The sequence below is a fragment of the Blautia sp. NSJ-140 genome (assembly GCF_022868965.1).
GTDB lineage: Bacteria > Bacillota > Clostridia > Lachnospirales > Lachnospiraceae > Blautia_A.
On the sequence record NZ_JALIFS010000001.1, the window covers coordinates 251456 to 278264 of the forward strand.

The 26809-nt window shown below is 45.6% G+C and carries 24 protein-coding genes; 3 read left to right on the forward strand and 21 right to left on the reverse strand.

Annotated elements, in window-relative coordinates; all coding sequences use genetic code 11:
• Positions 1-14: 14 nt before the first annotated feature.
• The 4 genes from MUB50_RS01130 to MUB50_RS01145 all read right to left on the reverse strand — a co-directional run bounded on the left by MUB50_RS01130 (position 15) and on the right by MUB50_RS01145 (position 4224).
• Positions 15-854: a carbohydrate ABC transporter permease gene (locus tag MUB50_RS01130; protein WP_118512572.1), complete on the reverse strand. Its 840-nt coding sequence runs from the start codon at positions 852-854 to the stop codon at positions 15-17.
• Positions 854-1735, reverse strand: coding sequence for a carbohydrate ABC transporter permease (locus tag MUB50_RS01135; RefSeq protein ID WP_173739739.1), 882 nt, complete (start codon positions 1733-1735; stop codon positions 854-856). Before MUB50_RS01135 ends, MUB50_RS01130 begins: the two co-directional genes overlap by 1 nt.
• Positions 1736-1880: 145 nt before the next feature.
• Complete coding sequence (locus MUB50_RS01140; RefSeq protein WP_227752237.1) at positions 1881-3125, reverse strand: ABC transporter substrate-binding protein; 1245 nt, start codon at positions 3123-3125, stop codon at positions 1881-1883.
• A gap of 61 nt (positions 3126-3186) precedes the next feature.
• On the reverse strand, positions 3187-4224 hold the full coding sequence (locus tag MUB50_RS01145) for a Gfo/Idh/MocA family protein (RefSeq protein WP_118512575.1): 1038 nt from the start codon (positions 4222-4224) through the stop codon (positions 3187-3189).
• Between the two features lie 493 nt (positions 4225-4717).
• On the opposite strand from MUB50_RS01145, the gene MUB50_RS01150 reads away from it, so the two are divergent.
• The gene (locus MUB50_RS01150) at positions 4718-5923 is read left to right on the forward strand and encodes an ROK family transcriptional regulator (protein ID WP_118512576.1); all 1206 of its coding nucleotides are present in this window, start codon (positions 4718-4720) and stop codon (positions 5921-5923) included.
• 15 nt (positions 5924-5938) lie between these two features.
• Positions 5939-6997, forward strand: a complete 1059-nt coding sequence (locus MUB50_RS01155) for a Gfo/Idh/MocA family protein (RefSeq protein ID WP_118512577.1) — start codon at positions 5939-5941, stop codon at positions 6995-6997.
• 107 nt (positions 6998-7104) lie between these two features.
• Here MUB50_RS01155 and MUB50_RS01160 read toward each other — a convergent pair whose 3' ends face one another.
• From MUB50_RS01160 to MUB50_RS01170, 3 genes are all read right to left on the reverse strand, one after another.
• Positions 7105-7848, reverse strand: a complete 744-nt coding sequence (locus MUB50_RS01160; RefSeq protein ID WP_118512578.1) for an amino acid ABC transporter ATP-binding protein — start codon at positions 7846-7848, stop codon at positions 7105-7107.
• Positions 7835-8527 carry an amino acid ABC transporter permease gene (locus MUB50_RS01165; RefSeq protein WP_059086976.1) on the reverse strand — a complete coding sequence of 231 codons (693 nt, stop codon included), beginning with the start codon at positions 8525-8527 and terminating at the stop codon, positions 7835-7837. Before MUB50_RS01165 ends, MUB50_RS01160 begins: the two co-directional genes overlap by 14 nt.
• Positions 8528-8671: 144 nt before the next feature.
• On the reverse strand, positions 8672-9448 hold the full coding sequence (locus MUB50_RS01170) for a transporter substrate-binding domain-containing protein (protein ID WP_118512579.1): 777 nt from the start codon (positions 9446-9448) through the stop codon (positions 8672-8674).
• 345 nt (positions 9449-9793) lie between these two features.
• Between MUB50_RS01170 and dapF the strand changes: the two genes are divergently transcribed.
• Positions 9794-10648 carry a diaminopimelate epimerase gene (dapF, locus tag MUB50_RS01175; protein WP_118623394.1) on the forward strand — a complete coding sequence of 285 codons (855 nt, stop codon included), beginning with the start codon at positions 9794-9796 and terminating at the stop codon, positions 10646-10648.
• 63 nt (positions 10649-10711) lie between these two features.
• On the opposite strand, the gene MUB50_RS01180 is transcribed toward dapF, so the two are convergent.
• The 14 genes from MUB50_RS01180 to MUB50_RS01245 all read right to left on the reverse strand — a co-directional run bounded on the left by MUB50_RS01180 (position 10712) and on the right by MUB50_RS01245 (position 26772).
• Entirely contained in the window at positions 10712-11026 is a 315-nt protein-coding gene (locus MUB50_RS01180) for an AzlD domain-containing protein (protein ID WP_118623392.1), read from the reverse strand.
• Positions 11016-11735: an AzlC family ABC transporter permease gene (locus MUB50_RS01185; RefSeq protein ID WP_118623390.1), complete on the reverse strand. Its 720-nt coding sequence runs from the start codon at positions 11733-11735 to the stop codon at positions 11016-11018. Before MUB50_RS01185 ends, MUB50_RS01180 begins: the two co-directional genes overlap by 11 nt.
• 232 nt (positions 11736-11967) lie before the next feature.
• Complete coding sequence (locus MUB50_RS01190; RefSeq protein WP_173752798.1) at positions 11968-12402, reverse strand: amino acid-binding protein; 435 nt, start codon at positions 12400-12402, stop codon at positions 11968-11970.
• A gap of 1022 nt (positions 12403-13424) precedes the next feature.
• Entirely contained in the window at positions 13425-15797 is a 2373-nt protein-coding gene (locus MUB50_RS01195; RefSeq protein WP_118623386.1) for a ribonucleoside triphosphate reductase, read from the reverse strand.
• 214 nt (positions 15798-16011) lie between these two features.
• Positions 16012-17247 carry a GTPase HflX gene (gene hflX / locus MUB50_RS01200; RefSeq protein WP_118623384.1) on the reverse strand — a complete coding sequence of 412 codons (1236 nt, stop codon included), beginning with the start codon at positions 17245-17247 and terminating at the stop codon, positions 16012-16014.
• Position 17248: 1 nt separating this feature from the next.
• Positions 17249-18307 (reverse strand): tetratricopeptide repeat protein, encoded by a 1059-nt coding sequence (locus tag MUB50_RS01205; protein ID WP_118623382.1) that lies wholly within the window; start codon positions 18305-18307, stop codon positions 17249-17251.
• Between the two features lie 8 nt (positions 18308-18315).
• Positions 18316-19662 carry a phosphoglucosamine mutase gene (glmM, locus tag MUB50_RS01210; protein ID WP_015526146.1) on the reverse strand — a complete coding sequence of 449 codons (1347 nt, stop codon included), beginning with the start codon at positions 19660-19662 and terminating at the stop codon, positions 18316-18318.
• A 14-nt stretch (positions 19663-19676) separates the two neighbouring features.
• Positions 19677-20594 (reverse strand): nucleotidyltransferase family protein, encoded by a 918-nt coding sequence (locus MUB50_RS01215; RefSeq protein WP_118623380.1) that lies wholly within the window; start codon positions 20592-20594, stop codon positions 19677-19679.
• A gap of 56 nt (positions 20595-20650) precedes the next feature.
• A complete protein-coding gene (gene prfA, locus MUB50_RS01220) occupies positions 20651-21727 on the reverse strand; it encodes a peptide chain release factor 1 (protein WP_118512589.1) in 1077 nt (358 codons plus the stop codon).
• Positions 21720-22607 carry a peptide chain release factor N(5)-glutamine methyltransferase gene (prmC, locus tag MUB50_RS01225; RefSeq protein WP_118623378.1) on the reverse strand — a complete coding sequence of 296 codons (888 nt, stop codon included), beginning with the start codon at positions 22605-22607 and terminating at the stop codon, positions 21720-21722. Before prmC ends, prfA begins: the two co-directional genes overlap by 8 nt.
• The gene (locus MUB50_RS01230; protein ID WP_118623376.1) at positions 22594-23592 is read right to left on the reverse strand and encodes a DUF1385 domain-containing protein; all 999 of its coding nucleotides are present in this window, start codon (positions 23590-23592) and stop codon (positions 22594-22596) included. Before MUB50_RS01230 ends, prmC begins: the two co-directional genes overlap by 14 nt.
• A gap of 92 nt (positions 23593-23684) precedes the next feature.
• A complete protein-coding gene (gene rpmE / locus MUB50_RS01235; protein ID WP_118512592.1) occupies positions 23685-23888 on the reverse strand; it encodes a 50S ribosomal protein L31 in 204 nt (67 codons plus the stop codon).
• Positions 23889-23994: 106 nt separating this feature from the next.
• Positions 23995-25527 (reverse strand): transcription termination factor Rho, encoded by a 1533-nt coding sequence (gene rho / locus MUB50_RS01240; RefSeq protein WP_138277059.1) that lies wholly within the window; start codon positions 25525-25527, stop codon positions 23995-23997.
• Between the two features lie 249 nt (positions 25528-25776).
• A complete protein-coding gene (locus MUB50_RS01245; RefSeq protein ID WP_244789924.1) occupies positions 25777-26772 on the reverse strand; it encodes an anthrax toxin lethal factor-related metalloendopeptidase in 996 nt (331 codons plus the stop codon).
• Between the last annotated feature and the right edge of the window lie 37 nt (positions 26773-26809).

The following is a 26809-nucleotide window of genomic DNA, read 5'->3' on the forward strand; positions in this document are numbered from 1 at the left end:
TTATACCACCAAGATCAGCCTTTTACTGCGCCGGCAGTAATACCACCTACAATATGCTTCTGCATCACAACAAAGAAGATAAGACTCGGTATCATAGACATTACGATTCCAGGAAGCGCATGCTCCCAGTCTGCTGTCTGTGCTGAAAACTGCATGTACAGTGCATTCTGGATATTCATTGCCACTGTGTTTCCGCCAACGATCAGCTGGTTGGTGATGATATCATTCCAGGTTGCCAGTGCATCCAAAACAACGACCGTAGTAAGGATCGGTTTCAGAAGCGGAAGTACAATGCTGAAATAGGTACGGATCTTACCTGCACCGTCAATACATGCACACTCTTCCAGATCGATAGGCACATTTTTTACAAATCCATGGATCATGTATACAGCCAACGGCATACACAATCCTACACTTACCAGAATATATCCGGTTCTTGTCCCTGTCAGCTTCACATTCGAAACCAGTCTTGTCAAAGTGATCATATAAGACTGGAACGGAACCATCATTGGCATGATGATCAGAACAAAGCATACTTTGCTGAGTCTGTTTTTTGTTCTTGCAAGCTTATAGGCTGCCATCGGCGCAATGAGCACCACCAGGATGACCGTACAGAATGTATAAAGCAATGTGTTAAAGATCAGAGACGGGAACCCGAATTTTGTCCAGGTCTCAATGTACATCTTCAGGCTCCAGGATTTGGGCAGAGCCAGGAAATCCTGCAGCATATCATTGTAGGGTTTAAACGAGTTTATAAAGATCAATACCAGCGGCATCAGCCAGAATATCGCACATACAAAAATAATAATTGTCAGTGCATTCACCTGCCGCAGGTTCTTTGGTTTCTTCTTCATTATGCCTCAACCTCCTTACTCTTGGTAATCTTCATCTGAATTGCTGTAATGATCAGAACAAACACTACAAATACAAGAGATTTGGCAGTAGCAAGACCATATTTGCTGTTAACAAAAGCTTCCTTATAAATGTTATATGCAACGGAAACAGTTGAATTCGCAGGTCCGCCCTTTGTAAATACCATGATAATATCGAATAATTTAAACGCAAATGTCATTGATGTCAGCATACAGATCGAGATTGCAGGCATGATCATCGGAATTGTGATCTTGCGGAATACCTGAAAAGATGTTGCTCCGTCGATTCTTGCCGCTTCCAGAAGTTCCCCCGGAACTGCAATGATTCCTGCGATATAATTGACCATGTAAAAACCAAGATTCTGCCATACTGCCATGACAACAACTACATAAAAAGCAAGCTTCGGTGTTCCAAGCCAGCTCCAGTTAAAGAATTCCCATCCTGTAACACTGTAAAGAGCCTCAAAGCCAGGTCCCAGGATAAATTTCCAGATCAGACTGATCGCTGTCAGACTGATGATATAAGGAATATAATAAAAAGCACGTCCAAGACTGTTCACTTTGTTCTCACGTGCCATTACGATAGCAACTGTGAGAGAAACGATATTTACGATAACAACATAAAATACTGCAAATTTAAGAGTAAATCTGACACCTTTCCAAAAAAGCGGGTCAGCAGTAAAAATTTTCACATAGTTGGCAAGTCCTACAAATTCCATGTTCTTGCCGATTCCATTCCAATTAAATACCGAATAGTACAGATTCATTACAAATGGAATATCTGTGGCAAACAGTACAAAAGCAACTGCCGGAAAGACAAACAATGCAAAAATTGCCAGATCCTTTGTTTTTTTGTTTTTCAATCCTATCCCCTCCAGAAATTCAATTTTTCTTTGGTTTATATTGGGGAAACAGGCAAACCTGCTGCCTGTCTCCCTCTTTTGTCAGTTACATTCCGTCAGCCCAAAATCAACAAATCTGTTTCTCTTCGGCTCCTGGAGTTCCTTGTTATTCTGCAGATGTCCAGAAATCCTGGAAAAGCTGTGTTACTTCATCTGCGCTCATATCTCCAAGCATGTAGGACTGGAGATACGGACCACACTCATCTGCGTAGCTGCCAGGAGCAATTGTGTGGATCCAGCCGTTTGTCTTTCCAGCATCGATATAGGTCTTAGCATCATTTGCAAGAGCGCCGGTTACTTTCATATCAGACTTTGCACCAGGAACAGCGCCTACACCTTCTGCCATCCATTTCTGGCCTTCTTCGGAGGTAAGGATAAACTCACAATACTCTTTTGCAAGATCCAGATTCTTGGAATCTTTGTTTACAATATAAGTCCAGTTACAGGAGGATAATACAGTTGCATCATCTTCACCGGAGCCTACCGGGAATGGAAGGAATGCAAGATTTGCATCCGGATTAAAGGAATCCAGTGTAGACTGGCACCAGTCACCCATATGGATCATAGCTGCTTCGCCGTTTGCAAGCATATTCTCTGATGTCTCCCAGTCAACCTCAAGCGGCTTATCCGGACCATACTCTACAGCAAGATCAAGAAACTTGTAAAGGTTCTCCCAGTTAGGCATATCTGCAAATGATGTCTCTCCGGATTTGATCGCATCTACTGTCTCAGCAGCTGTTTTGTCTTTGTCGATCATGAAATGTGTTGCAACCTGTCCTAATACCCATGTTTCCTTTGAAGCAAGCGCAAACGGAGTGATGCCTGCATCCTTCAGCTTCTTGCATGCCTCTTCCAGCTCATCCATGTTTGTCGGAAGCTTGTCGATACCAGCTTTCTCAAAGCAGTCTTTGTTGTAGATCAGACCCATGTTCTCATAGGTCCATGGAAGAGATTTTACATTTCCCTCATCATCTTTTCCAAGGTTTACAGCGTCCTCATTGAATTTGTCCAGAACCTCTGTATCATTGCTCCAGTCATAAGCGTAATCATAGTACATTTTCGCTTTTGTTCCGGCCTCAGCATCAAATACATCCGGTGTATCTCCGGAGTTTACTCTGGACTGAAGCAGTGTGTCATAATCGTTAGCTGCATGCTGTACGTCAACAGTCACACCCGGATGTGATTCCTCGAAGGCTTTTACCATCTCGTCATACTCATCCAGACCATAAGCATGTGCATCAAATACATTCAGTGTTACATTTTCCTCAGCATGTGCAGTTACCCCTCCTGCGACTACCATTGATGAGATCATTGCTGCTGATAACAGAATAGAAATCACTCTTTTTTTCATTTGCATATCCTCCTTTTGAATAGCTTTTTTATTTTTCTCACTGCCTTCAGTGAAAATTTCATTATTTGCTCTCGTGTGCGTCTACGTACTCTTTTGCCGCATTCCACTCTTTAATTCCAAGCTGTACGGATCTTACTCCTTCGATCAGAGGAGCAACCTCTACAGGTTTATCTTCTCTGACGCATTCCTGGAAATATTTGATTTCTGTATAATATGGTCCCAGATTGGAAACATTGATCCCCGCCACATCACTTTCGCCTTCATATTCAGCTTTAAGTTCCGGCGTCTCCACAGTTCCGTCTTTCTTATATACTGTCAGGCTCGGTGACTGGGCACCGTTAAATTCTATCGTAGCATCCTCAAAATGTGCACGGAACGCTGCATGGAACTTCATTGCCGGTGACTCATCCCAGATACCTTCTGCTACAGCAAAAACATCTCCGAATTCATACTCCGTGATGATATGATTGATCATACCACTTTCAAATCTGCTGGCATTTACCTGGAAGCTGTCCGGCTCCCCCAACATATAACGCAGGAAATCAAGATCATGCACGTGAAGATCCAGCACAACAGAACCACTCTTTTCTTCTTTATGGAACCAGTCCTCAAATCCCCATTTCACATCTCCGCTGATGCGTTCCATAGTAATAGATTTCAGCTTTCCGAATTTTTCTGTGTCGTAAGCTTCCTTCAGATATTTATATTCCTCAAAGGAACGTACTACCTGGCCTACCATAACCTTCTTCCCGGATCTTTTTTCTGCTTCAAGAAGCATCTGGCAATCCTCTTCAGTCAGACATACCGGTTTTTCAACCAGTACATTCATTCCCTTTTCCAGCGCCTTCACTGCATGTTCTGCATGCAGATAGCTTGGAAGACAGATATGTACAATATCCAGCTGTTCCTTTTCAAGCAGTTCCATTCCGTATTCATACGTGGCAGCTTCCGGAAAGTATGATGCCGCCTTGTCCAGAAATTCTTTTCTGCAGTCAGACAGGGCAACTACCTCAACATCATCCTCTTTTTCTGATAAGACTTTCAGGGATAAGTAATGAGTCGTTCCCATTCCGCCGCATCCAATCACGCCTATTCTCATCTCTCTACCTCTCTTTATTTGTCCAGTGACCTAACTAATATTCCAAAAAATAAAAGCTTTCTGCAGAAACATCTGTGTTTTTTGCTGTAAACTCTCTTTTTTGCCGTTCTTAGCTTGGATTTAGGATAGCACCCTTTGCCGTATCTGTCAACATTCTTTCCTGCTTTTTCGCCATTTAATGTGCATTTCTTGTATAATTAACAATATTTCTTGGTTTATTTGTGCATTTTTTACATATAAAGTCAATTAATCCTTTCGCCGTACTATTTATTCCAGTTCTTCTGCAAATCCTCGATGAAAATATCTGTGTTATATTGTATTTTCTTTGTAATTGTCAGTTTCCTTTATCTTTCCTTTCATGATAATCACTATTTTCTTTGTACAGCCACATGTTGATTATTTTCTGCATCTATGATAGGATATATTTAGTACGGAGACTTTACCATTTTTTCGGTACCGTTTATTTTTAAAGGATTGGAGATGAAAAGAAACTATGAAACTTGTCAATCAGCAGGTTATTAAGAACACGAATATGAAACGGCTCTATACTTCCATCTATTCCAGTCCCGGAATATCCAGAGCACACCTTGCCAAACAGACGAAGCTCAGCAAGACAACCGTATCTACTCTTGTAGACGAACTGATCGAAAGGGAATTCATCGTGGACAGCGGTATCGGAGAATCCGACAGCATCGGACGTAAGCCGAACTGTCTTCAGGTACGGATGAACAGCTACTACATCGTTGTCATGAACTGGCATGAGAATACTGTAGAGGCTTATCTGGTAGACATTGCCGGCACTTCCGTCTTTCACGAAGCACGAAAGCTTTCCGAAGATGAAAATCACGTTGCATGCTCCTGCTCCTGTTTCCGGGAATCCATTCTGGAACACTGTGCTCCTGATCGTATCCTTGGCATCTGTGTAGTAATGTCTGCCATGATCGATGCCTCCAGCAATGAAGTATATTCCACGACCCTGAATCTGCCTTCCATGGAAAGCACTCAGATCATTAAATCTCTGAAGACTGCATTCCCGGGATACCCGGTAGATCTTCTCAATGATACTGCCTGCTATTCCTATGCAGAAAAGGTCTATGGAAATATAAAAGAGAAAAATTTTGCCTTTCTCAATTTCGGTCGCGGCATCGGTGCCACCCTTTTCACAGAAGGGAGTATGCTCGGAACTGCCAGCGGATCTTTTACCCAATTCGGCCATTATTCCATTGATCCTCACGGTCCGGAATGTATCTGCGGAAATCATGGATGTCTGGAGGTTATGATCTCGGAACAGGCTCTGAAAAACAGGATCCCGGAATTCGGACAGATTCCATCCTTAAGCGCACTTTCAGAAATCACCTTCTCAGATCTGGGAAAGGCTGCCACTTTCCGCGATCCAACCGCTCTTGCCATGGTAAAGGAGATGGCATGGGAGCTGTCCATCGCCCTGAGTAATCTGATCAGTACCGTAAATCCATCTCTGATCGTTCTCGGCGGAAAAATCCCTGCTCTTGGCGAATATTTTCTCAACGAAGTGCGGGAAGACCTGAAAAAAACAGGTTTTCGCAGGATGGTAGATAATGTGACCGTCCGTTACTCCCAGCTCCAGAGCGATTCGTTCCTGAACGGAGCCATGAAATACTTTTTTGATATCCACTATTCTTTTACAAATCAGGATCTGACGAATTTTTTTATCGGATGATATAAGGAGGAAGCCATGAAAAAACTGAAAGCTGCTATTGTAGGCTGCGGCCGTATTTCTGTCTCTTATGCGGATGCATTCCATCGTCTCAGCGACGAAGTAGAATTAATATATGCTGTCGATAAGGACCCCGCTCTTGCCCGTTCCTTTGCAGAGGAATTTAACTGTTCCTGGACTACGGACTTTGATGAGATCCTGGATAAAGATATTGATGTGGTACATCTCTGTCTGCCGCATTTCCTGCACCCGGTCATGGCCATCAAAGCCATGAAAGCCGGCATTAATGTCCTTACCGAAAAACCCATCGCCACCTGTCTTCAGGATGCAGACAAAATGATCCGTACCGCCGAAGAAACTCATGTAAAGCTGGGCGTTATCTTCCAGACCCGTTACACAAAAAGTGTGGAAAAGCTCCGTGAAATGATCCAGCGGGGTGATTTCGGAAAGATCCTTACCGCCCGTTCCTATCTGACCTGGAACCGTCCGCTCGACTATTACAGCGGAAGTGACTGGAAGGGAACATGGGACAAAGAGGGTGGCGGTGTTCTCATAGACCAGGCGATCCACAGCATTGACCGTGTTCGATATATGCTGGATTCCGATGTGGAATGGATCGACGGAAGTGTTCATAATTATGTTCATCATTTTGTAAAGGTGGAGGATGCCGCAGACGCTGCTATCATGTTCAAAAACGGCTGTCTTTATAATCTCTATGCATGCAACATTTACGGAACCGATTCCCCGATCAATATTGAGCTGATCGGTGAAAAAGGCCGCCTGGGTCTGAAGCAGGACATGGGCTATTACGAGCTGGACGGCACCTATGCCGAGATCCGAAACACTTATGAAACCACAAATGTGGGTCCTGATTACTGGGGAAGCAGCCATCACCTGCAGATCCGTGATTTCTACCGTTCCGTCCGTGAGGATCTCCCCGTTGTCATCGACGGGCTGGAAGGCCGAAAAACCCTTGAAATGGTAAAAGGCATCTACCTTTCCTCGGCCAGGAGAGAACGGATCGTCCTCCCCTTTGAGGATGTGACCTACAGTGATCTGAACCAGCCATCGAAATAACGGCATCGCTGCTCTGTGAATATAAAAAAACGGATGCTTTATCTCCTGCAGCATTTCCACAGGAGGATAAAGCATCCGTTTTTAATATTCTTATATTTATAATGTCATTATAACGTCTTTGAAAGAAACTCACGAAGTCTTTTATTCTTTGGATTTGCAAAGAATTCCTCAGGAGAATTTTCCTCCTGGATCGTTCCTTCATCAATGAAAAGAACTCTGGTTGCCACCTCGCGGGCAAAGCCCATCTCATGAGTTACCACAACCATGGTCATGCCGGATTTTGCAAGCTCCTGCATCAGCTCCAGAACCTCTCCGACCATCTCCGGATCAAGAGCAGATGTCGGCTCGTCAAACAGCATCACGTCTGGATTCATGGCAAGCGATCTTGCAATGGCAATACGTTGCTTCTGACCGCCGGAAAGCATATCCGGATAGGAATCTGCCTTATCAGGAAGACCTACTCGCTTCAGCAGCTCCAGTGCCGTTTTTTCAGCCTCTTCCTTACTCATAAGATTCAGTGTTACCGGTGCGAGCATGATGTTCTCTTTTACCGTCTTATGAGGAAACAGATTGAACTGCTGGAATACCATTCCAATTTTCTGACGATGACGGTTGATATCCACCTTTGGATCTGTAATGTCGGTTCCCTCAAAGAGGATTTTTCCCCCGGTCGGCTCCTCAAGGAGATTCAGGGAACGGAGAAATGTGGATTTACCACAGCCGGATGGTCCGATGATGGCTACTACTTCACCTCTGCGGATCTGTGTGGTGATCCCGTTGAGAACCTGATTGCCGCCATAGGCCTTTTCAAGTCCCTGCACATCCAGAAGTACTTCATTACTTACGCTCATTGGTTCTCAGCCTCCTTTCAAGTCTTCCTACCAGATAGGTAAGGAAACAAACGATCACAAGATAGATTGCAGCTACTACCAGCAGCGGGAACAGTGCACTGTAGGTCTGGCTTCGGATAATGTCTCCGCCACGGGTCAGATCCATAAGTCCGATATAACCACTGATGGATGTCTCCTTCAAAAGTACGATCAGCTCATTTCCCAGAGCCGGCAGGATGTTCTTGACCGCCTGCGGAAGAATGATCTTGATCATAGTCTGTGTATAGTTAAGACCCAGGCTCCGTCCTGCTTCAAACTGTCCCTGATCAATAGACATGATACCAGAACGGACGATCTCAGCCACGTATGCAGCAGAGTTCATACCAAAGGCGATAATGGCAACGACTATCTTACCCGGATCTATGGTTGCAAAAATAACATAAAATACGATCAGCAGCTGTACCATCGTTGGTGTGCCACGGATCACCGTCAGATAAACACGACAGATCACATTAAGGATCTTAAGCTTACCTGTCTTATCATGTGTGGAACGGACAATAGCAATGACAAATCCCAGAAAAATACCAAGAAGTACAGCAAAAAAAGTAATAATGATGGTATTTTTCAGACCGGACAAAATGAACTGCCAACGATTGTCGTCCAGAAAGTTAAACTGAAACTGTTCAATAAGACTCAAAATTTCCACCCTTTCCAAAACTACAGGTTCCGAAATCCGGAAAACATACCCGGATATCCGGAACCTGATCATTCGCTACTGAACTCTGCAACGAATATCTGTTTCTCAGCTTATCCGTTCAGAATCCTCTGATTTCTCTGTACAAAATTATTTCTTTACGATAACAACCTGCTCTGCAGTTGTGTACGGATCAGTGAAATCAACGCTCTTTTTACGATCCTCTGTTACTGTCATTCCTGCAACACCAAAATCAGCTTTTCCGGATTTAACAGAATTTACGATCGCATCAAACTCCATATCCTCGATCTTCAGCTCATATCCAAGCTTGTCGCAGACAGCCTGAGCGATATCAACATCAATACCTACGATCTTATCTCCGTCGTAGTATTCGTATGGCTGGAAGGTTGCGTTTGTTGCCATGGTAAGAGTTCCCTTGGAGTGATCTGCATCCTTAGGAGTCTCATATGGTGTCTTACCTGCATCATCACCGATATAGTTATCTCTAATGGAATCCAGAGTTCCGTCATCCTTCAGCTCCTTCAGAGCCTCGTTAAACTCTTTTGTAAGGTCTGCATTATCTTTGGAAAGACAGATTGCATACTCCTCTTTGTCAAAAATGTCCTCAACGATCTCAAGATCATCGTTTTTCTCAACAAATTTCTTAGCAGGCTCGCTGTCGATCACTACGCAGTCAATCTTACCCTGTTTCAGAGCCATAACAGCGTCATTACCTTTGTTGTATCTCTCCACTGTTGCGTCTTTAACCTCTGTAGCGTCTGCGTCACCGGTTGTTCCAAGCTGAACACCGATCTTCTTACCCTCCAGATCATCTGCGCTCTTGATCTCATCTGCTGCAAAAACAGCGGATGTCATAGAAACTGTCATAGCTGCTGCAAGTGCAAGTGCCATAAATTTTCTCTTCATTTTTCTTCCTCCTGAATTCTATGTACTTTACGTTAACTGCCTCTCCTGTTTCTGTCAGCCCAATTCGTAATGTACAGCATAATTATACATCTCCATGCATATTACTTTGTTTTATGATACCATGTTTCTGACAAAATGCAAGCACATAAAATCCATAAATGCGAAAATTCACTCCTAATTTACCGGAATTCCACAGGGAAAATTCACTTTTCGATAACAATTATCCCGTATACTATACTATTAAAGGCAACAAATGGAAAAAACCTGCGTATTTTTTCCATGGGAGTCTTGTGCTCCAACAGAAAAAACAAGTATAATATTCAGGAACAAGAGGAGGTTACTATTATGAAATTCACGAAAATGCAAGGCATCGGAAACGATTATGTATATGTAAACTGTTTTGAAGAGACTGTTAAGGATCCGGCCGCAGTGGCAAAATTTGTCAGCGACCGTCATTTTGGCATTGGTTCCGATGGTCTGATCCTGATCCGCCCGTCTGAGATCGCAGACTGCGAGATGGATATGTACAATCTGGACGGCTCTCAGGGTGCCATGTGCGGAAACGGTATCCGCTGCGTTGCCAAATATGTCTACGACCACGGCATCGTGGACAAAACTTCTTTAAGCATTGCCACAAGAAGTGGTATCAAATATGTGGATCTTACTATCCGTGACGGCAAAGCCTCCATGGTAAAAGTCAACATGGGCTCCCCGATCCTCACCGCAAAAGAGATTCCGGTGGTTGCCGAAACCGAGCAGGTTATCGACGCTCCCATCACTGTCGAGGGAAAAGAATATCACATAACCGCAGTTTCCATGGGCAATCCTCATGCCATCATCTACGTAGACGATGTGGACAGCCTTGACCTGGAAAAGATAGGCCCGTCCTTTGAAAATCACGTGTGCTTCCCTGACAGAGTCAACACCGAGTTTGTTCAGGTGATCGACCATCACACCGTAAAGATGCGCGTATGGGAGCGTGGCTCCGGAGAAACCCTTGCCTGCGGCACAGGTGCCTGCGCAGTTACAGTAGCTTCCATCCTCAATGACAAGGTTGATGGCAGCAAGCCGGTTACTGTACAGCTTCTTGGCGGAGACTTAGACATCTACTGGGAAAGAGATGAAAACCTTGTATATATGACAGGACCTGCAACTACGGTGTTTGACGGAGAGATTGATCTTGGATTTTTAGGTGAATAAATGAAAATGGAGGGAGCTTTTCGAGGCTCCCTCCTGCGTATTATATTTCCGCATATCCCCTGCTCAAATAAATACCAGAACCCTCTCCACGATAAACACCGCCACACATGCCAGCAGGGCTACTGTGAGCAGGCTTTTTTCCTTATATGCAGCAATAAGCGCTACCAGGAAACCTGCTGCACCGGAGATGATGCTGTCTGTGGCTTTCAGGATGGCCGGGAAAGTCATGGCTGCCAGACAGGCGTATGGCACATAATACAGAAAAGACTTGATAAACGGGCTTCTGATCTCATTTTTTGCAAGAGCAAGGGGCAGCATACGGATGAGATAGGTGACAGCTGCCATCACCAGGATATAGATATATATATTATGACTCATGAACGGCTTCCCCTTTCTCTTCCAGCGGGCAGAAATAAGCTGCCAAGCCTGCTACCAGAAGTGTTGTGATAATGATCATAAATCCGGATGATACCTGTTTTAACACCGGTGTCACCGCAAAAACAGTGCTGACTGCCATGGATGCCGCAACCACCCCAAGAACCGGTCTGCTCTTTTTGGACGGCGGGATGATGATGGCCAGGAACATTCCGTAAATGGCAACGCTCAACGCGCTGAGCATAAAATCTGGCAAAAGGCTTCCGGAGATTCCTCCTGCCAGAGTTCCAAGAGTCCATCCGGGGATTGCCACGCACATGGCTCCGTAATTATAAAATACGCTGACCTTTCCCTCCTGGGCCGCACTGATCCCGAAAATTTCATCGGTGACACCAAAAGCAGCGATATATTTCAGGATTCCGGACTCCTCACGCCGGAATTTCTGGGACAGGGAAAATGACATCAGGCAATATCTCAGGTTGATGATCAGCTGGGTCATTGCCATCTCCCACATGGAGCCTCCTGCAAAAATAATGTCCAGTCCCGCAAACTGACCGGCCGATGTCAGGTTGGTCAGGGAGATCAGGACTGCCTGCCAGATACTCAAGCCGCCGGCAACAGCCATCATGCCAAAGGTAAAGGATACCGCAAAATATCCAAGAGCGATGGGAACTCCATCCTTCATACCTTTTCTGAAATTTTCTCTTTTCATCGATTTCCTCCATTGTATGTACATTATGTTATAAAACGCAGGCCTGCTTCTCCGATCTGTACAGCACTCATCAGAATCTCGCCACAGCTCGTTGTACATGTAAATAAGAGCGTGCCCGGAAACATTTTTCCTGTTTCCTGACACGCCCTTTTATTGTAGCATTACCCTGTCAAAACTTCAATACGTGAATACGTCATTCCTGTTTGTCATTTTCCAGAATATATCCTTACACTTATTCAACTCCATCCGGATTTACCAGACGATTCAGAACCTTGAAGCCATTGTTACGAAGAACGCTTTCTGCAACAAGGAGATCCTCACAGTGCATGATCGCTACCGGAACTTTCAAACCTCTGTGGAAAAAGGTATAGATGTAATGAAGGTTTACGTTGCTGTCGCCCATGACGCTGAGAAGCTTGTCAAGGCCGCCGATCTCATCCTGAAGATCCACCAGAATGGCCTGAGTAATACGGGTCATATATCCGTTTTCTGCCATGATCTGATCTGCTTTTTCCGGATCATCACATACCATACGGAAGTTTGCGAACTCCGGTGCATCGAAACAGCCGAACCCGTAGATGTCGATCTGATTCTCTGCAAGGATCTTTGTGACTTTCTGAAGACTTCCCGGAGTGTTTTCTACGAAGACGATGTTCTGTTTTACCATGATGTGTTTTCCTCTTTTCTTGTTATTGTTTTTCTTATTATTCTTTTTCTTATTATTCTTTTTTTATTCTAGCATGAAATTATTTGGAAGTGAATCCCTTTCCGGGAGGGAGCATTTCGCATGCGGCTGTGGATTCCCTTTCCTGGGGGAGCATTTCGCATGCGGCAGGTGCGAGGAGGGGAGGCATTCATAGTTGCGAAGGCCATAGTCCCCTCCTCGCGCTCCTCCCCTCCCGGCCACGCCGCTGTTCTGCGTTATGGAATGTGTTACTTTTCTGATGGGGCGATGGATTCTACGGTGTTGGATATTGCAGGTTGTGCCGATATAAGTAACTGATATGCTTTCTTGCTTCAGCTCAAGCGGATATTCGCAATCCGCTTCGCTACTTGCTCATAACTGAATAACTGCTCCGGAGTTTATCAGAAAGAGCCTGCACTTCTCCTGATACAAGCAAGTCCTCACCCACTGCTTATTGCTTTTCGCAACTCTGCAGGGAACTTACTTAATTCAGTTAAATATCACAGAACATAAATCTCATATCAGGGAACAGGCCCGCTATGCGGGCCGCCTTTCCCGTCCGCCCTCATCCATCGGCTCAGCCTTGAATTCCCGATACAGTCGAATCCATCGCCCCATCAATAACGTATCACACACCACAACGTACGCTCCAAAAAGCGTGCCCGGAAAGGGGGAGCGCGAGGAGGAAAAACGGGCTTCGCAACTTTGAGTGCTTTCCCCCTCGCAAATTTCCGCCGGGAAACAATTCCCGGATTCCCCACGCGGTATCACAGCGGTATATATTCATACATTAAAGTGTAACACTTTCAATCATTAAACCCATGTATAAGTATACCATCCCGCCATGAAATGTCAACCACCTTTCCCCAAAAACAAAAATCTCCCCAAAAAACCTAAGAACAAAAAGACAAAAATAAAAAGAATATATAAAAAAGACCAGACGCACATCCAAACAGACATACGTCCAGCCATTTTAATTACAATTTACAATTGCCCCGAAGAGCTCAATCCAGCTCTTCATCTACATACTTCTGAATGTTAGAAGCATTCACATACTTCTTAACCTGTGCCCCGTCAGTGATCACAAGTGTAGGCGCCTGACGGATCCCATACTGCTTGACAAGCTCGGGATTCTGCTCAGCATCGATGATCTCCAGTTCTTCTCCTTCAAGCATTTTCTTTGCCATACGGCAGTTCGGACAGGTGCTGGTCGTAAAAAGATATTTATGAGATTCCACAGGCTGGATCTCCACCTCGTCACCCTTCATGGTCATCACACTGGTGTGGACCTTTTTCAGCTGGGAATGGGTAATATCATAGAGGGTACGATTCTTGTACTCCTGGGTCTTACCATCATTCCAGTTCTGTACAGGACGGTAATATCCTGTGATACGGCTGTAAACCTCAGCCTTCTTTCCACATTTCGGACAGGTGAAATGCTCGCCGCTGATGTAGCCGTGCTCCTGACATACGGAATAGGTCGGTGAGATAGTGTAATAGGGCAGGCGATAATTCTCTGCAATCTTACGTACCAGAGCTGCCGCTGCCTTCCAGTCTGGAAGCTTCTCCCCAAGGAATGCATGGAATACGGTTCCTGAAGTATACAGAGTCTGCAGATCGTCCTGAATATCCAGTGCGTCAAAAATATCCGCAGTGTAATCAACCGGCAGATGAGAACTATTTGTGTAATACGGGGTGTCGCCCTCTTTTCCTGCTGTTTTGATATCCGGATAACGACTTCTGTCGTGTTTGGCAAGACGGTATGCAGTGGACTCTGCCGGTGTTGCCTCCAGGTTGAAAAGCTCTCCCGGATACTGCTCCTGATAGTCTGAAAGACGGTTTCTCATATGCTCCAGAACCTCTTTTGTAAACTTCTGGGTTTCCGGATCTGTCATGTCTTTTTTCAGCCAGCAGGCATTTAAGCCCGCTTCGTTCATTCCCACAAGACCGATGGTGGAAAAATGGTTGTTAAAGCTTCCAAGATATCTCTTCGTGTACGGATACAGTCCCTCATCCAGAAGCCTGCTGATCACATCTCTCTTGATATGAAGAGATCTTGCGGAGATATCCATCATGTGGTCCAGGCGCTGATAAAATTCCTTCGGCGTTCTGGAAAGATATGCGATACGCGGCATATTGATGGTAACAACGCCTACAGAGCCTGTGCTCTCACCGGAGCCAAAGAATCCACCGCTCTTTTTACGGAGCTCACGAAGATCCAGACGGAGGCGGCAGCACATGCTGCGGATGTCGCTTGGCTTCATATCACTGTTGATATAATTGGAAAAATACGGAGTACCGTACTTGGAAGTCATCTCAAAAAGAAGACGGTTGTTCTCGGTATCAGACCAGTCAAATTCCTTTGTGATGGAATAGGTCGGGATCGGATACTGGAATCCACGTCCGTTGGCATCTCCCTCGATCATGGTCTCGATAAATGCCTTGTTGACCATATCCATTTCTTTCTTACAGTCCTTATATTTGAAATCCATGTCCTTGCCGCCTACGATAGCCGGAAGCTCTGCAAGGTCGTCCGGAACGGTCCAGTCCAGTGTAATGTTGGAAAACGGTGCCTGAGTACCCCAGCGGCTTGGAGTATTTACGCCATATACAAAGGACTCAATACATTTTTTAACCTCCGGATAGGAAAGGTTGTCTGACTTTACAAAAGGTGCCAGATAAGTATCAAAGGATGAAAATGCCTGTGCGCCTGCCCACTCGTTCTGCATGATACCCAGGAAATTCACCATCTGGTTACAGAGTACACTTAAATGCTTTGCAGGTGCAGAAGTGATCTTACCCTCAATACCGCCAAGTCCCTCTCGGATCAGCTGCTTCAGGGACCAGCCTGCACAGTAACCGGTCAGCATGGACAGATCATGGATATGGATATCTGCATTTCTGTGTGCATCTGCGATCTCGTTGTCATAGATCTCAGACAGCCAGTAGTTTGCGGTAACTGCTCCGGAGTTGCTTAAGATCAGACCTCCTACAGAATAAGTAACCGTTGAGTTCTCCTTTACACGCCAGTCCTCAACCTTTACATAGCTGTTTACGATCTCTTTATAGTCAAGGATGGTAGATTTCATATTGCGGATCTTCTCACGCTGCTTCCGATAAAGGATATACGCCTTGGCAACATCAGAATATCCGGCCTGGATCAGTACGTTCTCCACACTGTCCTGGATATCCTCAACAGAAATCCGGTTGTTCTCGATCTTATTCTGAAAATCCGCTGTAACACGAAGTCCCAGAAGATCGATCATATCCGAACTGTAATTCTTGCCTTTGGCATCAAATGCCTTGTCAATTGCCGCGGTGATCTTCCCCATTTTGAATTCGTCTAATTCACCGTCTCTTTTTACTACCTGAAACATAAGAAAATGCCTCCCTCATGCATTTATTTATAAGCGGATATTCCATTCCGCCTCACTTGCCTGCTTACGAACACACTCCGTTTCACGATCTGTGTTCAAAGCGCTGTAGGCTTATTGTATCAGACACGCCTCTTTGCGTCAACATAAAAAGCACCATATATAGTGCCCGTTTTGTTCACGGTACTATATATGGTACTGAGTAGATATTTTAACATTATGTGACTTTCGGATAGATTTCCCGCGGAACTCTTGCTTTTACAGCAATCCCGCCTTCGGTATACTCTTCCGAAAGAAGCTGTCCATACTCACGGATCAGCTGTATCTGACCGGCCTCCGAATAAGGAAAAAGCCGTTCCATATAAATCTGTCCTTCTGCTAGGATCTCTGAAAGAAGCTGCTTAAATTCCTCAAGCCCTTCTCCTGTCTGTGCGGAAATCTTCAGCGTATGGTCTGCCCGGAGATCCCGGAAGCTCTCCCCGGAAACACGGTCCTGCTTGTTAAAAAGTGTGATCGTCTTTTTTCCCAGGGCACCAAGCTCTTTCAGGGTTTCATATACGATATGCATCTGCATCTCCGCCTGAGGATTGGATGCATCTACCACATGAATGATATAATCCGCATATTTGGCTTCCTCCAGAGTACTCTTGAAGGCTTCCACCAGATTGTGCGGAAGCTTGCGAATAAAGCCTACGGTATCCGTAAGAAGAAGCTGCTGTCCGTCATCCAGCGTCAGAATACGGGTAGTCGGATCCAGTGTGGCAAACAGCTTATCCTCCGAAAGCACCGAGGCGCCTGTCAGTGTATTCAGAAGCGTTGACTTTCCTGCATTGGTATAACCGACAATGGCTGCTGTCTTCAGATTTCCCACAGCTCTTCTGGAACGGATCAGCTCTCTGTGCTTTTCCACCTGGGAAAGCTCCTGCTTCAGTGCGGAAATCCTGTTCCGGATCAGACGACGGTCTGTCTCCAGCTTTTTCTCACCGGGGCCTCTGGTTCCGATTCCTCCTCCAAGTCGCGAAAGAGAAGAACGAAGTCCCACAAGACGTGCAGACCGATAACGAAGCTGTGCAAGCTCTACCTGGATCTTGCCTTCACTTGTGACAGCACGCTTCGCAAAAATGTCAAGGATCAGCAGGGTACGATCCATAACCTTGCACTCCAGCTCCCGTTCCAGATTATTCATCTGGGCAGGAGAAAGCTCATCGTCACAGATCACACCATTGGCATCCAGGGCATAGAGAAGACCTTTTACCTCTTCGATCTTGCCTTTTCCGATATAGGTTCCCGGATGTACGGCCTCACGATTCTGAATGATCCTGCCTGCAACCGCCGCACCTGCCGTAGCCGCAAGTTCTCCAAGCTCATCCAGGGATTCCTCCATGTCATCCCCCCGATCTGCCTGAACACCGATCAGGATAACCCTGTCCTGTATTTCCTCAAAATATTCCATATCAGCCCTCCGAAGACGTTCTGGTTTTCAGGAAAGCCCGCTCTTTTTTTGCAGCGGAATCTTCAGGGAACATCTCAATATATTCCTGGACCTTGGTCAGTGCAGTAGCAAAATCCAGCTTTTTCTCATAGGCTACGATCTCATTGAACAGGAGGCTCTGCATCTCGTCTGTGGCAGCTGTCGGAAGGCCTTTTGTGATGTTATCAAGAGCGGAATCATAATCTCCGCTTCGGATATCGCACAGTGCCAGGCCATTATAGCCCTTGGCGGAATCACCCACTGCGGAAATATACTGCTTGTACATTGCCTTGGCATTTTCCACATCATCCTGGGCAAGATATACCATTCCCAGAAGAAGCAATGCTTCCGTATTATCCTTCTTGGTTGCTTCCAGAAGCTCTTTTTTTGCGTTGCTGTAGTCTTCCATATAATAGTAGACACGGCCTCTGTCACAGTGGTCCTGGGCATCCTTGGCCTCAGAAGAAAGAGCAGCTTCCAGATATCTGGTCCCGTCCGCTTCCATATCCTTGTCCAGATATGCCTCATAGATCTCGATCGCCATATCATAGGTGGAATCTTCTCCATAAGCCTGCTTGAAGTTAGATGCAGCTTCTTCGTAGGAATCCATGGCAAGGGCAACCTTTCCGGTGAGGAAATAACTACCTGCATCCATGGAAAAATCTTCTCCAAGTGTCTGACAGTCTGCCATGGCATCCTCGTATTTTCCAGACTTCAGCTCTGCAGTAGCCCGATAGGACAGGATATCCTTACGAAGGCTTTTGCTTACTTTATCGCAGTTCAGAGCTTCCGTGAAGCTATTCACCGCATCCTCATATTTGCCAAGACGCAGGCTTGCGATACCTGCCCCACGATAGGACTGTGCCAGCTTCACTCCGTTCTGGATAGAGCTCTGGTACTCCTCCAGGGCATACTTGTAGCTTCCCTGGGAAAGATCCTTTCCGGCCTGTTCATATATTTTTGTTTTTTCACTGCCGCAGCCGCCCAGAAGCAAAACTCCTGTAACGGCTGCAAGAATCAATACGGTCTTTGTTTTTTTCATGGAATTCCTTATTCTACAACAAGCCCTTCGGCTTCCATCACATCAACAACGCTGTCCACATATTTATGGCAAAGATCATCCGTTCCCGCTTCTACCATAACACGGATCAGCGGCTCTGTACCGCTCTCACGTACCAGGATACGTCCGTCATCGCCAAGTGCCTCCGCAGCTGCCTCAATGGCTGCTTTTACCTTTTCGTTCTCCAGTGCTGTTTTCTTGTCGGAAACACGCACATTCCTGAGAAGCTGCGGATAAACCTTCATCTCCTTTGCAAGGTCACAGAGTGTGGCCTTCTGATCCACACATGCCTCCATGATCATAAGAGAAGTCAGGATCCCGTCACCGGTAGCGGAATAGCGGCTGAAGATGATATGTCCGGACTGTTCACCACCGATACTGTAATTGTTTTCCATCATGTTCTCGGCAACGTATTTGTCACCAACTGCTGTCTGCTCATAGTCGATGCCTTCACGCTCCAGAGACTTGTAAAGACCAAGATTGGACATAACGGTTGTTACAACTGTATTTCCGTTGAGCTGGCCTTTCTCTCTTAAATATTTGCCGCACACATACATGATCTTGTCACCGTCAATGATGTTTCCGCGATGGTCTACGGCGATACAGCGGTCTGCGTCACCATCATATGCAAAACCGATATCCAGACCTTTATCTACCACGAACTGTCTCAGAACTTCAATGTGTGTGGAACCGCAGCCACGGTTGATGTTGGTTCCGTTTGGCTCATTGTTGATCACATAGGTTTTTGCACGAAGTGCGTCAAAAACACTCTTGGCAATGGCGGATGAGCTTCCGTTGGAGCAATCCAGTCCAACCTTGATATTTTTGAAATCATGGCATGGGATAGAGATCAGATGTCCGATATAACGATTTCTTCCGGATGCAAAATCCACAGTACAGCCGATATCTTCTCCGGTTGCCAGCGGAAGTTCCTCGATCTCGCCGTCCAGATATGCCTCAATACGTGCTTCAATATCTGCGGAAATCTTCTGTCCGTTCTCATTAAGGACCTTGATCCCATTATCATTAAACGGATTATGGCTTGCGGAAATCATGATACCGCAGTCAAAATCTTCTGTACGTACCACATAGGATACACTTGGAGTTGTGGTTACATGAAGCAGATATGCATCTGCGCCGGATGCGGTAAGTCCTGCCGCAAGGGCATACTCAAACATGTAGCTGCTTCTTCTTGTATCCTTGCCGATCACGATCTTCGCCTTGTGATCTCTGCCGTAATACCAGCCGAGATAACGTCCCACGCGAAATGCATGATCTGCCGTAAGTTTTACATTTGCTTCACCACGAAAACCATCTGTTCCGAAATATTTACCCATAATGTTCTCCTTTATTACTGATACAGTCCTTCCGGATAAACGCCGTCATCTGTAAGCTTTTTGAATGCAGCCTGTACAGATGCCTTATCCTCCTGATAAGTAACACCGAACCACTCGTCCTTTGTCTCAAGAACATCTACCGCTGCTTTTCCGGAATGGATCAGCTGGTCGATAAGCTCAGGAAGAAGATACTCTTTTTTGATGTCTCCCTCTTTGATCCCACCAAGGAACTCAACGAAGCCTTTCTCAAGGATCTCCATAAATTCCGGTGTCAGTCCCCACATATTCATGGAAACAAGGCTCTTTGTATCCAGCGTTTCTGCTGTACCATCGTCATTTCTTGTCTCTGCGCCGTCTGCTGTCTTGAAGATGTTATGTGTCTCTGTAACGCCCACAAGCTTGCCGCCCTCAATATGGCACACTCCTCTTGTGACGCTTCCGTTATCACTTAATGTATTTCCAAGGCGGAAACCTGCCATGCAGATGTGCATCGGGCCATCCTGCGGATGATCCTGTACCAGGTAGTCATGCACCTTTACGTAGGCTTCTTTTCCATAGTAGTCATCTGCATTGATAACAGCGAATGGCTCGGAAAGGACTTTCTTTGCTGCCAGCACAGCGTGTCCGGTTCCCCATGGTTTGGTACGGTCTGCCGGTTTTGTAAAATCGCCCGGAAGATCATCGATCTCCTGGAATGCATAAGCAACTTCTGTAATTTTGGAGATACGATCTCCAATTACCTTTTTGAATTCATCTTCAAGGTCTTTGCGGATGATAAATACGACCTTGTTGAATCCTGCCTCCAGTGCATCATGGATGGAATAGTCCATAATGATCTCGCCTTTCGGGCCTACCGGTGCAAGCTGCTTGATTCCTTTTCCAAAACGACTGCCGATACCGGCTGCCATGATCACCAATGCTGTCTTTTTCATTTTCGTTTCCTCCTGATTTATTATAATTTTTTGAACTCTGTAGCTGTAATCAGCGCTTACTCCTGTTCATTCAGCTTTGTCAGCTTCACTGCCTGGTCTGCTGCGATCAGACTGTCAATGATCTCATCCAGATCTCCGTTAAGGATATTCTCAAGACGATGAAGGGTAAGCTTGATCCTGTGGTCTGTTACACGTCCCTGAGGGAAGTTATAGGTACGGATCTTCTCGGAGCGGTCGCCTGTACCGATCTGACTTCTCCTTGCCTCTGCCTCAGCGTCATGCTGTTTTGCAAGCTCCATCTCATACAGACGGGAACGGAGCACACGAAGTGCTTTATCCTTGTTCTTAAGCTGAGACTTCTCATCCTGGCAGGAAATCACGATTCCTGTAGGGATATGAGTAAGACGTACTGCGGAGTCTGTGGTGTTGACACACTGACCACCGTTTCCGGATGCACGGAACACATCGAATTTACACTCATTGAGATCCAGATGGAAATCAATTTCTTCCGCCTCCGGCATGATCGCTACCGTACAGGTAGAGGTATGGATCCTTCCGCCGGACTCTGTCTCCGGTACTCGCTGTACACGGTGAACACCGCTTTCGTATTTCAGTCTGGAATATGCACCCTCACCTTTGATCATGAAGGTAACCTCCTTGAAGCCGCCGATGCCGTTCTCATTGAGGCTGAGCATCTCGGTTTTCCAGCGGCGGGACTCCGCGTATTTCACATACATACGATAAATCTCTGCTGCAAAAAGTGCTGCCTCATCACCGCCTGCACCTCCACGGATCTCAACGATAACGTTCTTGCTGTCGTTAGGGTCCTTCGGAAGAAGAAGGATCTTCAGCTCATGCTCCAGCTCCTCCACTCTCTTTTTTGCATCGGAAAGCTCTTCCTTCAACATCTCACGCATCTCTTCGTCCTTCTCGCTCTCCAGCATGGAAAGACTGTCCTCGATGGTTTCTTTGTTTTTCTTATATTCTTTATATGCTTCAACGATTGGCTGCAGGTCGCTCTGTTCCTTCATCAACTTCTGAAAATGTGCCGGATCGTCGGTTACTCCCGGTTCTCCCAGCTCATTGAGAAGCTCTTCAAAACGTACCAGCAGATCATCCAGTTTATCAAACATGTATTTCCTCCTGTTTCTGTCCAAGCACCACACGGTCAAGGCCCGGCAGATCCTTTACGATCTGAACCCCGGTAAAACCGGCTGCTTTCATCATTGTACTGACCGCCTCCCCCTGGGTGCAGCCGATCTCATATAGAAGCCATCCGCCCGGTTTCAGGTACCTTCCGGCTTCTGCGGTAATCTTTCTGTAAAAATAAAGCCCGTCTTCCATTCCGTCAAGTGCCTTCCTCGGATCATGAAGGCGAACTTCTTCCATCAGTGTTTCAATTTCTCCTGTTGCGATATAAGGCGGGTTTGAAATAAGGATATCATATTTCCCACTATCTTTTCCACCTTTTTCACAAAAATACGGTGCCGAGAACAGATCGCTTTCCACAAAGTCCGCCCGGTTCTCCACCTTTAGAATACCGGCATTCTTTTTTGCCACTTCCAGTGCTTCCGGCGAAACATCCACACCGGTCCCACAGGCATCCTGCCGTTCCAGAAGAAGACTGAGCAGGATGCAGCCGGAGCCGGTACACATATCCAAGATCTCCGGTTTTTCCACATTTCCAAGGTGTTTCAAAGCCTCTTCCACCAGAGTCTCCGTATCCTGTCTCGGGATCAGCACATTTTCGTTTACATAAAACTCATATCCCATAAAAAAAGCCTGATGAGTCAGCTGCTGTACAGGAATATGTCCTGCCCTCCTGCCGATCAGCGTAAGATACTCTGCTGCGGTCTCATCAGACACCGATTCGTCTCCATGCGCAAAATAGTATGCCCGATTCTTTCCGGTCTTAAATTCCAGAAGGAGCCAGGCATCCAGCCCGGCTTCTTCCAATCCATTATCTTTCAGTATTGTTGTACCTTTTTTCAGAAGGGACTCAAGAGTCTGCATTTTCTGTCTCCTCTGTCTCATATGGGATGTCCAGGTCAAATTCCTCTTTCAGATAGGCTCTCCAATCAAAAACAGCCTCAACTGCTTTGATGGCTACCTCTGCCATATCTGCAGTAGGCTCCTTTGTGGTGAATTTCTGCATGGCAAGACCTGGTTTACTCATAATGTCCGCAAATTTACTGTCTGTTCTTCCTGCCCACTGGATGATCTCAAAGGAAATCCCCGCAACTACCGGTACCATGAGAAGTCTTCCCAGCAGTCTCACCCAGTAAAACGGCACCGCCACAAACACAAAATGCAGCACAATACTTACCAGCATGACCAGAAACAAAAAGCTTGTTCCACAACGCTTATGAAGCCTGGAGCTCTTTAACACATTCTCTACCGTCAGAGGCAGACCGTGCTCCACACAGTTGATACATTTGTGTTCCGCACCGTGATACATAAATGTCCTCTGGATATCCTTCATTCTGGAGATCAGGAACATATATCCCATAAACAGTGCCAGTTTCACAAAAGCTTCCACTACGGTGACCAGAAATTCCGAAGCACCTGCCCCTCGGATCAGACTGGCCAGTACATACGGAAGGAACATAAAAGCAGCTACAGAAACCACCATGGAGACAGCTACCGTAATGTAAAGAAGCCACTTGAACTGCTTATCCTCTTTGGCTTTCTTTGCAGAACGCTCTGCTTCTGTAAGCTGCTCGTTCTTCCTGGCTGTTTCTTCATCTTCCTCGTCTCCTGCGATCTCCGCAGAATACATCAGGCATTTCGTACCTACCACAAGAGAATCCACAAAGCTTACCACACCGCGGATGATCGGTTTCTTCAGAAATGCATGATTTCCAAAGATACATTTATAATCCTCTACCTTCAGCTCGATCTCCTGATCCGGGCGGCGCACTGCAATAGAATATTTGTCCTTGTGACGCATCATGATGCCTTCCATGACCGCCTGTCCGCCAATATTCGATGATCTCATTCATTCTCTCCTGTGCAAATCAAAAATTTTTCAGTTAAAGAAAGGTTGAGATTTCCCAACCTCAACCTTCTCATTTCCTGTATTCGCAATAATTACTTACTCAGGCCGTATTTCTTGTTGAACTTATCGATACGTCCACGAGCCTGTGAAGCCTTCTGCTGTCCTGTGTAGAACGGATGGCATTTGGAACAGATCTCAACATGGATGTCCTCTTTAGTAGAACCTGTTACGAAAGTATTTCCGCAGTTGCAGGTTACAGTTGCCTGATAGTAGTTCGGATGGATTCCTTCTCTCATGATTTTCACCTCTCTATATATTTTAATATTATTCGTATTCAATTGACGAATTCCATTTTAAACAGCTTGCTAAGTATAACATAGCTTTCCCTAAAATGCAAGGACTTTATAAAAATTTCTGTTTCTTTACAGTCTGTACCAGTTCTGCATTGTTCCTGGTTCTGGCAAAGGTATTCAGGATCTGTTCTACTGCCTCATCTGCTTTCATTCCGTTGAGAGCTTTCCGCATAATATAAACCGCTTCCTGTTCATCCTTGCTGAGAAGCAGATCCTCTCTTCTGGTTCCGGATTTCTGGATGTCAATGGCCGGGAATACACGTTTCTCCTGTAATTTACGATCCAGGACAAGCTCCATATTACCGGTTCCCTTGAACTCTTCATAAATAACATCATCCATCTTGCTTCCGGTATCCACAAGTGCGGTTGCCAGAATCGTCAGGCTTCCGCCCTCGCGCATATTACGGGCTGCGCCAAAAAATCTCTTGGGCATATGGAGAGCCGCCGGGTCAAGACCACCGGATAAGGTTCTTCCGCTTGGCGGGATGATCAGATTATAGGCTCTGGCAAGCCGTGTGATCGAATCCAGAAGAATGATCACATCCTGTTTATGCTCTACAAGACGGCGCGCACGCTCCACAACCATCTCGGAAACTCTCTTATGATGTTCCGGAAGCTCATCAAAGGTAGAATAGATCACTTCCACATTCGGTCCCTGAATCGCCTCTCTGATATCGGTAACCTCCTCAGGGCGCTCATCGATCAGAAGAATGATCAGATGCATATCTCTGTTATTCCTGAGTATAGATTTGGCAACATCTTTCAGAAGGGTTGTCTTACCTGCCTTTGGCGGAGATACGATCATTCCTCGCTGGCCCTTTCCGATAGGACTGATCAGATCCACGATACGCATGGCCGTTGTGCCGCCTGCACGTTCCATGACAAGTCTCTCATTCGGAAAGATTGGTGTCATATCTTCAAAATTATATCGTCTCTGTCCCTCACTCGGATGGAAACCGTTAATGGAAGATACGTAAAGAAGGGCGCTGAACTTCTCTCCCTGAGTCTTAATGCGGATATTTCCCTGGATGATATCACCGGTCTTTAAATTAAAACGTCGGATCTGGGAAGGAGACACATAAATGTCATTCTCACCCGGCATATAATTCTCGCATCGGATAAAGCCATATCCATCCGGAAGAACCTCAAGGATCCCGTTAGCCTTTTCACCACTGTCCAGCTGGGTAGATTCTGACGGGACATTCCCGTTCTCCCTTACAGATTCCCGGTTATATTCACGGTTATATTCACGATTGTACTCTCTGCGGATATTTGTGTTTCTGTGTTCCTGCTCATTCTTATCACTACGATATTCCTTCCGCTGCTCCTGAAGACCTTCCCCTGCCGGACGGGTACGATATTCTGTTTTTTCCGAATCATAGCTTTTTTCTTTTGCAGTATTTTCTGCCGGTGTACTTTTGTGTACTTCTTCAGAATTTCCTCTGTCGGACTCTTTGGCGTCCTCCTCCAGCATCCGCTCGATCAGTGCCGGTTTTCTCAGAGTAGAAATCCCCTTCATCCCTCTCGCCTTTGCCAGATCCTTCAGCACCGCCAGAGACAATGATTCATACTTTTCTCTCATATTAAATCCTCTATTCTTAAATCTGATAAATTATATATTTGTTGTTTATGGAATCAGATACAACCTGACATGGCTGCACTTTTTTGAATGAAAGCATGTTTTCAGCTTATGTTTCATTATACACACCTTATAGAGTCTATTGCAAGAAATATTTATCGACATTTTTTTTATACTTTTCTCACAAAAAAGAAAAAAATCTGCCCGGGAGATATCTCCCGGACAGATCCAACGTTTCTGTATGCTTCTTCTTTAGCTCCAGAACGGTCCGTATATATCCATGACTCTCTGGACACGTTCATCGGTAATTTTATTCAGAGCCTCCACGATCGCTGCATACGTCTTTGGTCTCTGTCTCTTAAGTGTTGACGGGCTTGTTACATACTCAAGCACTGATTCTGCAAAATATTCTGAACTGTTCTGCGTTGCATAGCTTCTGTTGATACCTGTAAATTTGGATTTTTCGCTGTTATAAACTGCAACAAAAGCACTTGTTCTGTCTACGTTTCCCGCAACAAAAGCAAGGAAATGTCCCAGTTCATGGTAGACTGTCTCATTCTCAAAACGAAGGATGATGCTTCTTGAATGTGCGTTAAAGCAGCCTCCGTAGTTAACAGACGGATCAACCGTTACAGTAAATCCAAGCTTCTTGTAGGCATTGAGCACCCTGCTGTCCATCTTCGGTGCAATGGAAGCAATATTGCTTACTGAATATTTGCTGTCCATGCTGATGTTTTCTACTTCTTTTGTGGAAGCTGCATTCACTTTGCCGGCAGTACCTGCAGCTGCCCTGACTGTTGTGGTCGTCTGAATGGTTGTAGTCACTTTCCGTGTCTGAACGGCTGTTTTTGATTTCTTTGTGTATTTCTGTGTTGTTGCAGTCTTAACTGTCTTTAATGTTTTTACGGTTGTATTTCTGTTTGTTTTCTTTGTGGTCGTACTCTTCTTATTGGTAGTCGGAAGCCTCTTGGTATAAGTCTTGGTTGCCGCTTTTTTAAGCTTAACTTTTTTTCTGGTTGTCTTGGTATTTGAAGTCGTTTTGGTAGTCACCTTCGGTTTTGAAGCAAGTGGAGTGTCATCCTCTGTGATGGTAGTTTCCATTACCGGATCTGTAAAATCCGGAAACTCCGGAACCTGTGACGACTGCCAGACATTAAAGCCACCTGCCAGTACAATAACAGCTGCGAGACATCCTGCCAAAGCTTTTTTCCTGCCTGTAAAAATTTTACGAATATCTGTTCTTTTCATATCATTCACACCTTTCTGAAAGCCGACGTTTCAGTTT

What these genes read in the sequence shown, in the direction of transcription:
- prfA (WP_118512589.1), bottom strand. Translation starts at nt 21,727, where the DNA reads ATGTTTGATAAACTGGATGATCTGCTGGTACGTTTTGAAGAGCTTCTC.
- dapF (WP_118623394.1), top strand. Translation starts at nt 9,794, where the DNA reads ATGAAATTCACGAAAATGCAAGGCATCGGAAACGATTATGTATATGTA.
- rho (WP_138277059.1), bottom strand. Translation starts at nt 25,527, where the DNA reads ATGAGAGAAAAGTATGAATCATTGTCTCTGGCGGTGCTGAAGGATCTG.
- rpmE (WP_118512592.1), bottom strand. Translation starts at nt 23,888, where the DNA reads ATGAGAGAAGGAATCCATCCGAACTACTATCAGGCAACTGTAACCTGC.
- prmC (WP_118623378.1), bottom strand. Translation starts at nt 22,607, where the DNA reads ATGCAGACTCTTGAGTCCCTTCTGAAAAAAGGTACAACAATACTGAAA.
- MUB50_RS01215 (WP_118623380.1), bottom strand. Translation starts at nt 20,594, where the DNA reads ATGAAAAAGACAGCATTGGTGATCATGGCAGCCGGTATCGGCAGTCGT.
- MUB50_RS01160 (WP_118512578.1), bottom strand. Translation starts at nt 7,848, where the DNA reads ATGAGCGTAAGTAATGAAGTACTTCTGGATGTGCAGGGACTTGAAAAG.
- MUB50_RS01140 (WP_227752237.1), bottom strand. Translation starts at nt 3,125, where the DNA reads ATGAAAAAAAGAGTGATTTCTATTCTGTTATCAGCAGCAATGATCTCA.
- MUB50_RS01205 (WP_118623382.1), bottom strand. Translation starts at nt 18,307, where the DNA reads ATGAAAAAAACAAAGACCGTATTGATTCTTGCAGCCGTTACAGGAGTT.
- MUB50_RS01180 (WP_118623392.1), bottom strand. Translation starts at nt 11,026, where the DNA reads ATGAGTCATAATATATATATCTATATCCTGGTGATGGCAGCTGTCACC.
- MUB50_RS01190 (WP_173752798.1), bottom strand. Translation starts at nt 12,402, where the DNA reads ATGGTAAAACAGAACATCGTCTTCGTAGAAAACACTCCGGGAAGTCTT.
- MUB50_RS01150 (WP_118512576.1), top strand. Translation starts at nt 4,718, where the DNA reads ATGAAACTTGTCAATCAGCAGGTTATTAAGAACACGAATATGAAACGG.
- MUB50_RS01145 (WP_118512575.1), bottom strand. Translation starts at nt 4,224, where the DNA reads ATGAGAATAGGCGTGATTGGATGCGGCGGAATGGGAACGACTCATTAC.
- MUB50_RS01170 (WP_118512579.1), bottom strand. Translation starts at nt 9,448, where the DNA reads ATGAAGAGAAAATTTATGGCACTTGCACTTGCAGCAGCTATGACAGTT.
- MUB50_RS01130 (WP_118512572.1), bottom strand. Translation starts at nt 854, where the DNA reads ATGAAGAAGAAACCAAAGAACCTGCGGCAGGTGAATGCACTGACAATT.
- MUB50_RS01245 (WP_244789924.1), bottom strand. Translation starts at nt 26,772, where the DNA reads ATGAAAAGAACAGATATTCGTAAAATTTTTACAGGCAGGAAAAAAGCT.
- MUB50_RS01185 (WP_118623390.1), bottom strand. Translation starts at nt 11,735, where the DNA reads ATGAAAAGAGAAAATTTCAGAAAAGGTATGAAGGATGGAGTTCCCATC.
- MUB50_RS01195 (WP_118623386.1), bottom strand. Translation starts at nt 15,797, where the DNA reads ATGTTTCAGGTAGTAAAAAGAGACGGTGAATTAGACGAATTCAAAATG.
- hflX (WP_118623384.1), bottom strand. Translation starts at nt 17,247, where the DNA reads ATGGAATATTTTGAGGAAATACAGGACAGGGTTATCCTGATCGGTGTT.
- MUB50_RS01230 (WP_118623376.1), bottom strand. Translation starts at nt 23,592, where the DNA reads ATGAGATCATCGAATATTGGCGGACAGGCGGTCATGGAAGGCATCATG.
- glmM (WP_015526146.1), bottom strand. Translation starts at nt 19,662, where the DNA reads ATGGGTAAATATTTCGGAACAGATGGTTTTCGTGGTGAAGCAAATGTA.
- MUB50_RS01155 (WP_118512577.1), top strand. Translation starts at nt 5,939, where the DNA reads ATGAAAAAACTGAAAGCTGCTATTGTAGGCTGCGGCCGTATTTCTGTC.